Genomic DNA, 13,858 nt, shown 5'->3' on the forward strand with positions numbered 1-13,858 from the left:
ATGACTGACGCCGTAACCCTGATCGGAACCGGTGCCATCGGAACAGCGGTGGCCCACCGCCTGCTCGACGCCGGCCGCGAGGTCGTGGTGTGGAACCGCACCCCCGCCCGCCTGACCACCCTGGTCGCAGCCGGCGCCCGCCCAGCCACCTCAGTAGCCGAGGCGCTCTCGGCGAGTGATCTGGTCCTGCTCACCCTCACCGACTACCAGGCAGTCGACGCCGTCCTGGCCGGGTTGCCGCCCGGCCAGGACGGCCGAACGATCGTCACGCTGACCACCGGCACCCCCGACGAAGCCCTCCGCACGGCCCAGCTCGTCTCCGGCGCAGGCGCCCGATACCTCGACGCCGGCGTGCAGGCCGCCCCGGAGACCATCGGCACCGACAAGGCCGTCATCCTGTACGGCGGCGACCGTTCCGCGTACGACCGACATCTGCCCACGTTGCGCCTGCTCAGCCCGCCCCGCTTCGCCGGGGAGTCACCCACCGCCGCGGCCCTTTGGGACCTGACCCTCTTCGGCCTCTGGTACGACGCCCAGCTCGGCCTACTCCGCGCCCTGGCCGCAGTCCAGGCGGCCGGCATCGACGTCACCGAGTTCGCCGCGTCGGCCCACACCCAGCTCGGCCACGTACTCAGCGCGCTCCCCGACACCGTGACCGAAATGGTGAAGGCAGACTTCCCGCGCGGCCCAGCCGACCTGACCGAGCACCTCACGGTGCTGCGCCACCTGATCACGCTGCGCTCCACCAGCCCTCTCGGCGACGGCGGCCTCCCCGCAGTCGCCGCCCGCATCGAGGCCCTGACCACCGCCGGCCGAGCATCCGAAGGCCTGACTGCCGTGATCAGCTGACAGCTCGAGCCACCCGCCAGCCGCCGGCCCTCCCAACAGCCAGCCGCCCCGGCCACCCCGCACTCCCGCCGGCCCAGCCCACACCCCCCGGCCCGGCGCACCCACCCGGCCCGGCGCGCACCCGGTCCCGCGCCTTCGCCCCATTTCGCCGCCGACCGCCAGCCAAGGACCTCGGCTGACCGGCAGTGCTGCCTGGGCGCGCGGGAAGCGACGTTGGGCGTCAGCCGAGGGGCCGGGCTGACGGGCAATGCTGTGAAAACGCGCGGGAAGCGACGTTGGGCGTCAGCCGAGGGGCCGGGCTGACGGGCAATGCTGTGAAAACGCGCGGGAAGCGACGTTGGGCGTCAGCCGAGGGGCCGGGCTGACGGGCAGCGCTGTGAAAACGCGCGGGAAGCGACGTTGGGCGTCAGCCGAGGGGCCGGGCTGACGGGCAATGCTGTGAAAACGCGCGGGAGGCGACGTTGGGCGTCAGCCGAGGGGGCTGGGCTGACGGGCAGCGCTGTGAAAACGCGCGGGAGGCGACGTTGGGCGTCAGCCGAGGGGGCTGGGCTGACGGGCAGCGCTGTGAAAACGCGCGGGAGGCGACGTTGGGCGTCAGCCGAGGGGGCTGGGCTGACGGGCAGCGCTGTCAAAACGCGCGGGAAGCGACCGTGAGGGTCAGCCGGGCCCGAGGAGGAGAGCTACCGCCGACGGCGGAGCAGGACGATCGCAACCGCAGCAGCGAACAGATCCAGGGTGATGATCAACCCAGGCCAGCCGAACAGCAGCATGACGATCGGGAAGGCGATGAAGAGCCCGACGCACAGCACCGAGATGGTGGGGAAGGGGCGTTCCTCCGGTTCCTGGAAGTCGCGCTCCAGGTCGGCGAGGATGCGGCGCTCATCATCGTCCAACATCGATGGCTTCCTCGGAGTCTTCAGGGAGTTGGCTCTACCCCGGAGAAGACCACCGCAAACCTCGCCGAGAAAACAAGCAAGTCAGCGCCGCAGCACCCGCCCCCCACGCGAACCCGTGACCTCACCGCCGTCAACCGCGACTGTCCCGTTGACCAGCACGGTGTCCACCCCCTCGGCCAGCTGCCACGGCCGCTCATAGGTCGACTTGTCGACGATCCGTGACGGATCCAGCACCACCACGTCCGCCGCCGCCCCCACCGCGAGCCGCCCGCGATCAACCAGCCCCGCACGTGAGGCAGGCAGCGAGGTCGACTTGCGTACCGCCTCCGGAAGCGACAGCACCCCGTCCCGGACGTAATGCCCAACGGCCCGCGCGAACGTCCCGAAGCTGCGCGGATGCGGATGCCCCGCCCCGGCAGCGTCCATGATCCATCCATCGCTGGCGACGGCGGCGAGCGGCGAGGAGAGCACCGCCCGTACGTCACCCTCGTCCATCGCGTGGTTGACGATCGCCACGTCACCGTGCCCGGCCAGCACGAGCAGCACCACCATCTCCGGCGGCTGCCCGATCGCCGCGCCGATCTCGGTGAGCGACCGCCCGGCCTGTTCGGCGAAGGGTCCGGGCCCGAGTTCGGCGAGGACGATCCCGGCCGGGTCGATGTCCCGCCCGAACCGTTCCCGCAGCCCGTCCAGCACCCGCCCGCGTGTCTCCTCGTCGATCAGTCGCTGCGCGACCGCCGGGGCGCCACCTTCGAGCGCCCAGGCCGGCAGCCGCGAGGCGAGGGAGGTGCTGGATGCCGTGTACGGATAAACGTCACAGGCCACGTCCAGCCCCGAGTCCCGCGCCGAGAAGATCAGTTCGAGTGCGGCCCGCGCCAGCCCGTGATTCCCCGGCCCCATGCTCTTGAGGTGCGAAACCTGCAACCGTGCCCCGGCCGCCCGTGCCGTCTCCAGCGCTTCGGTGACCGCCTCGATGACCCGGTCGGTCTCGTTGCGCACGTGCGTCGAGTAGAGCAGTCCCCGCGAAGCCGCCGCCCGGACCAACTCGACCACCTCGCCGGACTCCGCAAAGAGCCCCGGCGGATAGATCAGCCCGGTGGAGAACCCGAGCACCCCCTGCGCCGCCGCGGTCAGCACGTGGTCCCGCATCTCGGCGAGTTCGGCCGGCGTCGGCGCCCGGTCCGAGCCGCCGAGCACCGCCGATCGAACCATGTTGTGCCCGACCTGCAGCCCGAGGTTCACACCCGGTCGCACCGAGGTGATCATCTCCGAATATCCGGCTGCGTCCGACCACTCCCAGCCGAGCGTGGCCGGGTCGAACCCGGCGAAGCCCCCGGTGTCCCGGTTCCGGGCGGTGAGCGGGAACGGGGAGTGCCCGCAGTTCCCGCCGATCAGCGTGGTCACGCCCTGGGCGAGCTGGGTGACCGCACCGGGCGAGGCGGGCAGCGTGAAGTCGGCGTGCGAGTGCAGGTCGACGAAGCCGGGGGTGACCACCCGGTCCCGGGCGCTGATCATCCGGCGCCCGGTGAGCGGGGCGCTGCTGATCGCGGTGACCCGGCCGTCGTCGATGGCGACGTCGGCCCGCCGTCCGGGGCTTCCGGTGCCGTCGAGCACGGTGCCGCCGGTGATCACGAGCTCGTGCACGAGAGAACCCTTCAGTGTGTTTCGACGTAGATCAGGACGGTGTAGACGACGCACGCGGGCACCAGGATCGCCCAGCCGGTGAGCAGGATGGCCCGCAGGTTGAGACAGCGGGCCAGGCCCATCGCGCCGATCATGTTGGCGTTCGGGAACGGACCGTAGGTGTCGGCCTTGGACGCGAACAGCAGCACCACGATCCAGCTGGCCAGGCCGATCCCGGCGGTCGCCGCGATCTCGCCGAAGAGCTGGTCGAGGAGGACCACCTGGGCGGCGGTCGCGCCGGGCACACCGACCCAGCCCAGCAGGGCGACGGCGATCGCGAGGGCGAACGGGCTCAACCCGGCCATCTGGTCGCCGTACCGGTCGAGGACCACGTCGAACGGGCCGAGTTCCTCGATCGCCACGAACAGGGCGGCGAGCAGCACGAACAGGGCCAGCATGCCGAGCATCGAGCGGGCGCCGACGCCGAGCGCCCGGATCGTTCCGGCGGGGCCGAGGCCGCCGACCAGGCCGGTCACCACGCCGAGCAGCGGCAGCACCACGAGCGGCACGACGATGCCGGCCCCGGCGACGATCGCCCACGCGACCGCGGCCAGCAGGATCACCGCGAAGACAGCCGTCGCCGTGGTGGCCCGGCGGCCAGGAGAGACGGCCGCTTCCGGAATATCGGAGTCGTCGTAGAAATCTGCCGTACGCCGCTGCATGCACTGCACCACCGGCACACCGACCAGCAGCGACACCGCCACGAGCGGCAGCGCGCCATAGATCAGGTACTGCAGATAACCGGCGTCCGCAGCCGTCATGATCGCCACGTTGGAGCCGGCGAACGGGGCGAGGGCCAAACCCGCGCACCCGCCGACGAACATCATCGCCGCGGTGGCGCTGCGCGTGTACCCCAGCCGGGCCGCCACCGGGATGACCAGCGGCGCCGCCACCGCGAGCGCGCCGCCGAGCGTGCCCAGGGCGGCGACCAGCACCAGGCAGGCCATCATGATCGCGAACGAGCTGACCACCGGGCCGCGCCCGTCGACCAGGCCGACGCAGCCGCGCACGATCACGTCGGCCACGCGGGTCCGCCGCATCACCTCACCGACCGCCGCGCCGAGCACGATGATCACACCGATCAGGGTGACCTGGTTGGTGATCGAGTCGACCGCGAGCCCGCCCAGTTCGGCGGGCGAGGGCAGCAGCACCAGCAGGGCCGCGACCGTGCTGACCACCGCGGCCGGCAGCATGCCCATCCCGAGCACGACGAGCGCGCCGAACAGCACGATCGGCAGCAGCCCCCAGATCGTCGGCGTGTCCGTGGCGATCCCGCAGATCAGCGCACCCACCAGCCCCATCCCGGACAGCACCCGGGTGGCGATCTCCGCAGGCCGCCTACGCTGGGCGGTCTCCACCGCGGCGGTCATGAGAGACCGACCAGCAGGGCCGCAAGCAGATCGGTACGCGCGGCGATGCTCGCTGACGAGACCCATTCGGTACGCGCATGAGCACCACCCCCGGCCGGCGCCAACCCGTCCACGGTGGGACGCCCGAGCGCCCCGGTCGTGTTGGTGTCCGCCGCCCCGTCCGCCGGCCGCCCGTCCAGCTCCTGCCCGATGCCAGCCGCGATGTCCCGGATCCGGGCGAGCAGATCGTCCCCGGCCGGACCGGGCCGCCACGTGGGCCGGTGCGACAGCAGCCGCGCCGACACCGAGGCCCGCTCCCGGACGGGCTGCAGCGCCCGCAGCGCATCCAGCACCGCCGTCTCGTCCGCCGGGTCGATGAACCGCAACCCGAGATCGGCATGCGCCGCCCCGGCCACCACGTTGGTCCGCCCGCCGCCCGCGATCGTCCCGGTGTTCAGCAGCACCGGCCGCCCGGTGACCAGCTCGCGCACCCGCACCAGGTGGTCGATCAGCTCGTCGATGGCGTTCACCCCCGCGTCCGGGTCGAGGGCCGCGTGCGCCTCGATGCCGGTGACTTCGATCCGGGCCCGGGTGCTGCCCCGCCGCCCGGTCTTCAGGTCGCCGCCGGGATGCGGCGGTTCGAGCCCGAGCACCGCTCGCGAACGGGACGCCTCGTCCCGGACCAGGTCACCCGCGGTCGGCGAGCCGATCTCCTCGTCCGCCACCACGATCACCCGGATCTCCGGGTGCGCCTGTTCAGCGATCCGCTCGGCGGCCGCGAGCAGCGCCACGATCCCGGCCTTGGTGTCGTAGACGCCCGGCCCGCGGATCACGTCGCCCTCGATCGACCAGGGCATCTCGGCGAGGGTGCCCACCGGCCAGACCGTGTCGTAGTGACTGAGCAGCAGGATCGGCTCACCCGGCACGTCGCGGGCGGGCAGAGTCCAGATCAGGTGGTCGCCGGTGGGGTGCGCCTCGCGGGCGGTGCTGAACCCGGCCCGGGCCGCATCCGCCTCGAGCACCTCGGCGAGCGCCGCGAGCGAGCGCGGATCGCCGGTCGGTGACTCTCGCGACACATACCGGCGCAGGGCCTCGGTGAACGGCATATGCGAAACCTAAGTTCCACCCGTGGCGTTGTCAACGAGCGAAAATGGCGGCAGGATGCGGGTTATACGTTCGCTATCTTTGATTGCTGGAGGAGGTGACCCGATGGGTGACGTCGTGGTGCGCGACCTGGACGGGCTCGCCGAGTGGACGGCAGCCTCCGCCCTCTACCGCGCTGTCTTCGGTTACGAGGATCCCGAGTGGGGCCTGAGCCCGCGCCTGCTGGCCGCGCTCGGCGAGAACTCCGGCACCGTGATCGGCGCCTTCGGCCCCGACGGCGCCCTGATCGGCTTCTGCTACGGCTTCTGCGCGGTCGAGCACGGCGAGATCTACCACTACAGCCAGGCCGCGGTGGTCGCCGCCGGCGCCCAGGGCACCGGCATCGGGCGGATGCTCAAGCAGGCCCAGGCCACCGCCGCCCGCCGCACGGGGGCACAGAGCATGCGTTGGACCTTCGATCCGTACGCGTTACGCAACGCCCATTTCAATTTCGCGGTCCTCGGTGCGACCGGGATCCGGTTCCTGCCCGACTACTACGGCGCGCCCGGCACCGACCGGGTGCTCGTCAGCTGGGACCTGGTCGACAGTCGCGCGCGTAGGCGTACCGATGATGCTGTGGAAAGCGTGGTGGCGCCTGCGGGTGACCGATATGCGGCGCCTGACCCGGCGGATCGTGACTGGCTGCGTCAGCAGCTGCTGGAGAAGTTCGCGGCCGGCGGGCGGCTGACGGCCGTGACCAGAGCCGGGGCCGACCGGGTGGCCTACGCGTTCGAGAATGATGCAGTGCCTGAGAATGGACCACGGTGACCACCCGACGATCAACCCCGGCCGAGCGGTTCGACCGCAACGTGCAGCGCCGCTCCGCGCAGGTCCTCAAGCAGCGCGTCCTCGAGCAGCAGCGGGCCGAGTTCGACAAGGCGCTGGCGTGGGCCGCCGAGCAGGACGCCATCGAGCGCGCCGCCGCCCTGATCGTCTCGGCCCGCCGGCGGTACCTGCTCGGCGCCGGCAAGTCGTTCAGCTATGCCTCGCTGCTCGCCTCCGACCTCAGCGCCGGCCTCTCCGGCGTGCACCTGGTCGACGGCGCCGCGCTGCGGCCGATCGACGTGCTCAGCGACATCCGCCAGGGCGATCTGCTCGTCGCCGTGTCGATGGAGCGGTACCGTCGCGACACCGTCGACGTCGCCGCCGCCTACGTGCGGCACGGCGGCGACCTGGTCCTGATCACCGACGCCGACGATGCGCCGCTCTCCGCCGTCGCGACGAGCAGCATCGTCATCGGCACCGACAGCGCGTCGTACGCGAACTCGCCCACCTCGGTCGTGCTCGCCCTGCACCTGCTCGCCACCCTGACCATCGCCAGCTCCAAGGGCGCCGGCCGCCGTCTGCGCGACCGTGACGCACTCGCCGTCGAGCTGGGTCTCTACTCCTCGGAAGAACCATGATTCGCATCGAGAACGTCGAGTTGCACCGGGTCCGGCTGCCGCTCGTGCACGAGTTCCAGACCAGCTCGCACGCCAAGCGTTCGCTCGAGCACATCCTGGTGATGCTGCGCAGCGCGGACGGGGTTGTCGGGTGGGGTGAGATCGCCTCGCCGAGCGGGCCGTTCTACTCGGCCGAGACGGTGGAGAGCTGCTGGGCGGTGGCCCGGTCGTTCCTGGCGCCGATCGTGTTGCGTACGTCGTGGGAGCATCCGTCGGAGCTGGCTGCGGCGATGGCGAAGGTGCGGGGGAATCATTTCGCGCGGGCCGGGTTAGACGTGGCGGCCTGGGCGTTGTGGTCGTCTCTTCAGGGCGTGTCGCTTGCTTCGGCCCTCGGGGGAGAACGGGCACGGGTTTCCGCTGGGGTCTCGCTCGGGATCGAGCCGACCATCGATGCGCTGCTGGAGCAGGTGGGTGCCCGGGTCGCCGAGGGGTACCAGCGGGTCAAGCTCAAGATCGCGCCGGGCTGGGACGTTGCGCCGGTTCGCGCGGTGCGCTCCGCCTTTCCCGACTTGCCTTTGCATGTCGACGCCAACGGCGCCTTTGATGTTTCGGACATTTCGGTTTTTTCTGCGTTGGATGAGCTGGGGCTGCTGATGATCGAGCAGCCCTTCGCGCCGCGGGCCCTGGTGGCGCACGCGACCCTGCAGTCGTCGATCTCCACGCCGGTGTGTCTGGACGAGTCCGTCGAGGACGTGGAGGACCTGGTCACCGCACTGCGTCTCCGGGCCGGGCGGATCCTCAACATCAAGGTCTCCCGGATGGGCGGGCTCACTTTCGCAGTCCGCGCGCACGACTTGGCCCGCGCGTCCGGCGTACCGGTCTGGTGCGGCGGCATGCACGAGTTCGGCATCGGCCGCGCCGCGAACGTCGCCCTCAGCGCCCTGCCCGGCTTCACCTTGCCGTCCGACGTGTCCGGCTCAGACAAGTACTACGCGCGCGACGTGACCACCAGCCCCATCGTTTGTGTGGACGGCTTCGTCGACGTCCCGTCCTCGCCGGGCCTGGGCTGGGAGCCCGACCTCGACTTCATTGCCGCTCACGCCACAGACCGGGTCGCCCTGCCCGCGTAGCCGCCTCCCGGCGGCCGGCCTGCCCCCACCCGGCGCCGCGTTCCTGCGGCTGGCTCTGCACCATCCGGCGCTGCTTTCCGGCGGCCGGCCAGCCCTCACCCGGCCTGCCCCACCCGGCGCCGCGTTCCGACGGCTGCCCCTGCACCACCTGGCGCTGCTTTCCGGCGGCCGGCACCCCACTACTCTGCGCTGCCTTGCGGGCGGCCGGCTCGGTGTTGACTCCGGCTGCTGGCCCCGTATCACCTGGCGCTGCAACTGGCAGGCCCCGCACCACTCCAAGCTGCTTTCCGGCGGGCCGGTCCGCCACTCCCGGCGTCGGCCTTGCTGCCCGCTGCTGCCGGGCGTCTTGGCGGCGCCTGTCCCATGTGTCCGGCCACCGCGATAGCGGAACGACCGACTGAAGCCCCGTTTCCGGAATGCCTGCCTTTCCAGGGCACGAACAAGATCAAATCGGGCAAATACTGAGAAGAACGTCACTATTCCGGGTCTGAAGCTTGGTCTTCGCCTCCCCGCCGTGGTTACCGTCGGGCCGTCCCGCGATTGCGGGCACCGTGGACGGTCCGCCGAATCCTGCCGCCGCTCCCGGACACGATTTGAGGGCAGGAGCGGGGGACCCACGTAATCCGGCGCGCCACATGCCGCGCCTAGGGGTGAAGCCGCATCGAGCCGGCCGGGCACCTCAGCCCGAACCCGACAGCTCACCTCGCAGGCGTGGAGGATCTTCCATGTCTCGGATCGGTAGACGAACGCGCCTTGCCCTCGGTCTGATGACCGCGAGCGTAACCGGAGCCGGCATCATGCTCGTCGGCGCTACCCCGGCACAAGCCGCCCGCCAGGTGAACTGGGACGTGCTCGCCAAGTGCGAGTCCGGCGGCAGATGGCACATCAACACCGGCAACGGGTACTACGGCGGCCTGCAGTTCAGCCGCAGCACATGGCTCGCGAACGGCGGCGGCAAGTACGCCCCGACCGCCAACCGGGCCACCAAGGCCGAACAGATCAAGATCGCCGAGAAGCTCTACAAGAAGCGCGGCCTCAAGCCGTGGCCGACGTGCGGAAAGAAGCCCGGCGTCTACAAGACCACCAAGACGGTCAAGAAGAAGAAGTCCACCGCCAAGGCGACCGGCAAGACGTACGTGATCCGCTCCGGCGACACCCTCGCCAAGATCGCGAAGCGCTACCACGTCAAGGGCGGCTGGCGAACGCTCTACAACCTGAACAAGGACCGCCTGGACAGCCCCAGCCTGATCTTCCCGGGCCAGCGCATCCGCCTCTGACACCTCACCCGACCACCCGGCCGCGGACCCGCCCTCCCCACCGAAGTACCCCGCGGCCGGGTGGTCACCCAACCCCAACCACCGTTGCGCGCCTTGCCGTAGTGCCGGTTGAAAACGAACCACGCAGGGCACAGAGGAGCGTGAACAGGCTGGGGAGGTCTTGATGCGTTGGCTGTTGCTCCTGTTGATCATTGCCCTCGTCGTGCTCGGCTTCTGGCTGAGCCGCCGGGCGTTCCGGGCCGGCCGCTCAGCCCGCCGCCGCTTCGACGAACGCCGCTGACACAGCAAACCAACACCAGCCGCCAGCCCGGCTGACCACCACCGCTGTCTCCCAGCCCGGGATGCAGCCGTGCGCGTCAGCCGGTTCGTCCGGCTGACGGCCAGCGTTGTCTGCTGGCCTGGGATGCTGCCGTGCGCGTCAGCCGGTTCGTCCGGCTGACGGCCAGCGTTGTCTGCTGGCCTGGGATGCTGCCGTGAGCGTCAGCCGGTTCGTCCGGCTGACCGGCAGCGCTGTCTCCGGACCCGTGAGGTTCCACCTTCGAGCCGGACACCTTGAAACCAGACAGTGGTCTGGGGGAAGGATGTCCGGGTGCCCCGCCCTTCGAAGTATTCCGAGGATTTCCGTCGGGACGCGGTCGAGCTGGTCCGTTCTGCGGGCCGCACGATCCGTGACGTCGGCCGTGAGCTCGGTGTCAACCATGAGACCCTGCGCGGCTGGGTCAACGCCGCGAAACGTGCCGAGGAGCAGCGTGCCGGCCACCGCGGTACGGACGACGGCGAGCTGAGCGGCGCCGAGCGAGACGAGTTGCGCCGGCTGCGGCGCAAGGTCGCCGAGCTGGAGACGGAGAAGGAGATCCTGCGGAAAGCGGCCGCCTATTTTGCGAAGGAGATGGGTCGTTGATCCACCGCTACCGGTTCATCTCTGAGCACCACGCTGTCTACGGCGTGGCACGGCTGTGCCGTGTGCTGGCGGTCAAGCGCAGGCAGGGCTACTACGAGTGGCTGGCCGCCGAACCGGCGAGGCAGGTGCGTCAGGCCGACGACGAGCACCTCGCCACCCTGATCCGGCAGATCCAGGCCGAGCATCGCGGCTACGGGTCCCCGCGGGTCAGCGCCGAGCTGCGCCGCCGCGGGCTGCGCATCAACCGCAAGCGCGTCGAACGTGTCATGCGTGAACGCGGTCTCGCCGGGATCACCCGACGCCGGCGGCGGTCGCTGACCCGGCCCGACGCCAAGGCCGCGCCGGCACCGGACCTGATCCGCCGTGACTTCACCGCCGCAGCGCCGGGCCGGCGGCTGGTCGGTGACATCACCTACCTGCCCACCGTCGAAGGCTGGCTGTATCTGGCGACCACGATCGACCTGTTCAACCGGGAGGTCATCGGGCACGCCATGGCCACGCACATGCGCGCCGAACTGGTCTGCGACGCCGTCGAGCTGGCCCACCGCCGCGGCCTGGTCCACCGGCGGGCGGTCTTTCATTCTGACCGCGGCAGCCAGTACACCTCCAGCACGTTCCGGGCGACGCTGACCAGGCTGAACATGCGGCCATCGATGGGCCGGACCGGGTCGTGTTTCGACAACGCCGTCGCCGAGTCCTTCTTCGCCAGCCTCAAAGCCGAGATCGGCACCCGGGTCTTCGCGACCCGCGCCGAGGCCCGCCGGGCGGTGTTCGCCTACATCAACTACTACAACAACAAAAGACTGCATTCCACCGTGAACCACCAGACACCACGCGAAGCACGTGTCTGCTACCGTCCACCCATCGCCCTCGCGGCATGAAACTCCGGTGTCCGGTCCCGGGGTGGAACTTCACCGGGATGCAGCCGTGAGCGCCAGCCGGTTCGCCCGGCTGACGGCCAGCGTTGTCTGCTGGCCTGGGATGCAGCCGTGCGCGTCAGCCGGTTCGTCCGGCTGACCGGCAGCGCTGTCTCCTGGCCCGGGATGCAGCCGTGAGCGCCAGCTGGGATGTCTGGCTGGCTCTTGGTGCTGTTTGGGGCGGCCGGAAGCAGCCCTGAGCGCCAGCTGGATCAGGAATGGACGACGATGCCGGCGGCTTCGGTGGCGGCGAGAGGAAGGTGAGAGGTCCGGCAAGTGGCCCCGCGAGAGGCGCGGCGTGGGGAAGAGCTGGTTGGGGCATGCGGCGGAAGCTGCCGGCGGCCCGCCGGGTTACTGCAAAGGTACGGACATGGATTCCGACACCAGGCGGGAACGAGCGAGGACCGAATCGGAGCGGAACCGGGAATGCTCACCGCAGGTAGCCGGTGAGGTATCGGAGTGAGGCGGCCAGGTCGGCGTTCTCGGTGTGCGGCCGATGCAGTTCGTCGGCGTAGATGGCGATGTCGGCCAGGGGCCACCAGCGACGGTAGAGCTCGAGCCCCGCGGCAGAGACGGCCCGGCCGGTCGACTTCCGGTAGCGGTCCAGGACGGCCCGGTCGTCCCCGGCGGGCTGCTCGCCGAGCAGATCGGCGAAGCCGGCGGTGAGCATCCACAGATCCCGTTCCGGCGGCGCCACCTGCACGGTGTCCCAGTCGATCAGGAACGTCCCGGTTTCGGTCCGCAGCAGGTTGCCCGGATGCGGCTCGCCATGCGTGACGACCCAGCCGGCCCGGTCCGCCCCAACGATCGCGGCCAGCCGATCAAACTCGGTCAGCCACTCCTCGATCTTCGACACGTTCACGGCCAGCACACGCCGAGTGGCCTCCGCGTAGGGGCCGGCGTTCCACGGCCGAGCCGTATCCCGCAGTACGGCTTCCAGCCGCGAGCGGCCAGGCAGCCGCAGATCAGCGCGCGGCACAGTCGGCAGGCGGGCAGGCGGGCTGATTGCCGAGCCGGCGCCCTCGTCACCGGCGGCCGCTGAGTCGGCGCGCTGATCCTGGATGACCGCCGAGCCGGCCCGGTGCAGATCGGCCAGCATGTCGACAACCGCCGCGCGATCCGCCGGCCGATGCGGCCCGAACTCGCCGGAAACGCCATCGAGCAGCGGAAACACTGCTACCGCGTACCGATGATCCAGCCGCCGCACCACCTCGCCGCCCCGCGCCGGCACCGGGGCGAGGACGAAGTCGAGCCCGGCATCGTGCCGCAGCGCCAATGCGGTCGCCAGCGATCGGCGAAGCGACTCGAAAGCCGCCTCGCCGCGCAACTCGTTCACCTTGACGAAGTGGCCACGGCCGTCGCGATCGGCCACTGCCCACTGATAGCTACCGGCCCCCAACGGCAGGAATTCCAGCGTCCCGGCCTCGACACCCCACCCGGCCCGCAGCGCCGAAAGCAGATCACTTTCGGCCAGTTCGGCAGGTGGCTCCAGCAAGATCAGAACCCCTCAGCCGACCCGGGCCAACCACTCCAGGGCCGGGACCGCCTCGCCCGGCAGCACCGAGATGTGTCCCGCACCCGGAACCACCCGCAGTTCCGCCTTCGGGATCCGCGTAGCCAGCCACGCGCTGTGCGAACTCGGCACCACCAGATCATCCTCGCCGTGCACGAGCAGCACCGGCACCGTGATCACCGCCGGGTCGAAGCCCCAGGCGCCCACATTGGCCAGATCGTCGTCGATCAGCGGCTCCGGCCCACCCGCGATCGCCGGCTCCACCACGCTGCCGAACCAGCCCCACTCGCCGTCCAGCGCCGTCCAGTCCTCGGACGTGAAATCCGGCTCCCCACCGTCCGCGACCTGCGCCTCCTTGGCCGCGCGCCCGGCCGCCGCGGCGCCCAGCGAGGCCCGGCTGCCGGAACCCATCCCGGCGAACCAGTCCAGCCCGTTCGCGTCGAACGGCGCCAGCCCGGAAATGCTCGCCGCAGCCGTGACCCGCTCCGGCAGCAGCGCCGCGCAAGCCAGGGAGTGCGGACCACCGCTGGAGTGCCCGAGGACCGCGAACCGGTCGACGCCCAGCGCATCCGCGACCGTCGCGGCCAGGTGCGCCGCCGACGCCATGTCCCGGCCGGGCAGCGGGTCAGACCCGCCGTACCCGGGCCGGTCGTAGGAGATGAACCGCACCCCGAGCCGTTCCGCAGCCTCGAAGAGCGGCCGCGGCGGCGACCCGACGTTCGGGGTGCCGTGATGCCACATCACAACTCGGTCGCCGGTGCCCCAGTCATACGCGTGCACAAGCCGCCCGTCCGGCGTACGGATCTCAGTCACCAGGC

Annotated in this window: 13 protein-coding genes and 1 riboswitch; of the genes, 7 read left to right on the top strand and 6 right to left on the bottom strand. The window is 70.8% G+C overall.

Annotation, left to right across the window (positions count from 1 at the left end):
• Window positions 1-849, top strand: a complete 849-nt coding sequence (locus OHA21_RS01595; protein ID WP_328469352.1) for an NAD(P)-dependent oxidoreductase — start codon at window positions 1-3, stop codon at window positions 847-849.
• 680 nt (window positions 850-1,529) lie between these two features.
• Here OHA21_RS01595 and OHA21_RS01600 read toward each other — a convergent pair.
• The 4 genes from OHA21_RS01600 to OHA21_RS01615 form a co-directional block, all read right to left on the bottom strand.
• On the bottom strand, window positions 1,530-1,745 hold the full coding sequence (locus OHA21_RS01600) for a DUF3040 domain-containing protein (RefSeq protein ID WP_328469354.1): 216 nt from the start codon (window positions 1,743-1,745) through the stop codon (window positions 1,530-1,532).
• 81 nt (window positions 1,746-1,826) lie between these two features.
• Window positions 1,827-3,389: an N-acyl-D-amino-acid deacylase family protein gene (locus OHA21_RS01605; RefSeq protein ID WP_328469356.1), complete on the bottom strand. Its 1,563-nt coding sequence runs from the start codon at window positions 3,387-3,389 to the stop codon at window positions 1,827-1,829.
• Window positions 3,390-3,400: 11 nt separating this feature from the next.
• The gene (locus OHA21_RS01610; protein ID WP_328469358.1) at window positions 3,401-4,798 is read right to left on the bottom strand and encodes a Na+/H+ antiporter NhaC family protein; all 1,398 of its coding nucleotides are present in this window, start codon (window positions 4,796-4,798) and stop codon (window positions 3,401-3,403) included.
• Entirely contained in the window at window positions 4,795-5,883 is a 1,089-nt protein-coding gene (locus OHA21_RS01615; RefSeq protein ID WP_328469360.1) for a M20/M25/M40 family metallo-hydrolase, read from the bottom strand. The genes OHA21_RS01610 and OHA21_RS01615 overlap by 4 nt, the downstream gene beginning before the upstream one ends.
• Before the next feature lie 103 nt (window positions 5,884-5,986).
• On the opposite strand from OHA21_RS01615, the gene OHA21_RS01620 reads away from it, so the two are divergent.
• From OHA21_RS01620 to OHA21_RS01645, 6 genes are all read left to right on the top strand, one after another.
• A complete protein-coding gene (locus OHA21_RS01620; protein WP_328469362.1) occupies window positions 5,987-6,688 on the top strand; it encodes a GNAT family N-acetyltransferase in 702 nt (233 codons plus the stop codon).
• A complete protein-coding gene (locus tag OHA21_RS01625) occupies window positions 6,685-7,323 on the top strand; it encodes a MurR/RpiR family transcriptional regulator (protein WP_328469364.1) in 639 nt (212 codons plus the stop codon). Before OHA21_RS01620 ends, OHA21_RS01625 begins: the two co-directional genes overlap by 4 nt.
• Window positions 7,320-8,432 carry an o-succinylbenzoate synthase gene (gene menC, locus OHA21_RS01630; RefSeq protein WP_328469366.1) on the top strand — a complete coding sequence of 371 codons (1,113 nt, stop codon included), beginning with the start codon at window positions 7,320-7,322 and terminating at the stop codon, window positions 8,430-8,432. The genes OHA21_RS01625 and menC overlap by 4 nt, the downstream gene beginning before the upstream one ends.
• Before the next feature lie 551 nt (window positions 8,433-8,983).
• Window positions 8,984-9,159: riboswitch (cyclic di-AMP (ydaO/yuaA leader) on the top strand.
• 40 nt (window positions 9,160-9,199) lie between these two features.
• Entirely contained in the window at window positions 9,200-9,709 is a 510-nt protein-coding gene (locus OHA21_RS01635; protein ID WP_328469368.1) for a transglycosylase family protein, read from the top strand.
• Window positions 9,710-10,298: 589 nt separating this feature from the next.
• Entirely contained in the window at window positions 10,299-10,610 is a 312-nt protein-coding gene (locus OHA21_RS01640) for a transposase (RefSeq protein WP_328459742.1), read from the top strand.
• A complete protein-coding gene (locus OHA21_RS01645) occupies window positions 10,607-11,491 on the top strand; it encodes an IS3 family transposase (protein ID WP_328459739.1) in 885 nt (294 codons plus the stop codon). Before OHA21_RS01640 ends, OHA21_RS01645 begins: the two co-directional genes overlap by 4 nt.
• 466 nt (window positions 11,492-11,957) lie before the next feature.
• Here OHA21_RS01645 and OHA21_RS01650 read toward each other — a convergent pair whose 3' ends face one another.
• Complete coding sequence (locus OHA21_RS01650) at window positions 11,958-13,022, bottom strand: phosphotransferase (protein WP_328469370.1); 1,065 nt, start codon at window positions 13,020-13,022, stop codon at window positions 11,958-11,960.
• A gap of 12 nt (window positions 13,023-13,034) precedes the next feature.
• Window positions 13,035-13,853: an alpha/beta fold hydrolase gene (locus OHA21_RS01655; RefSeq protein ID WP_328469372.1), complete on the bottom strand. Its 819-nt coding sequence runs from the start codon at window positions 13,851-13,853 to the stop codon at window positions 13,035-13,037.
• Between the last annotated feature and the right edge of the window lie 5 nt (window positions 13,854-13,858).

Source organism: Actinoplanes sp. NBC_00393 (genome assembly GCF_036053395.1).
In the GTDB taxonomy this organism is placed as follows: Bacteria; Actinomycetota; Actinomycetes; order Mycobacteriales; family Micromonosporaceae; genus Actinoplanes.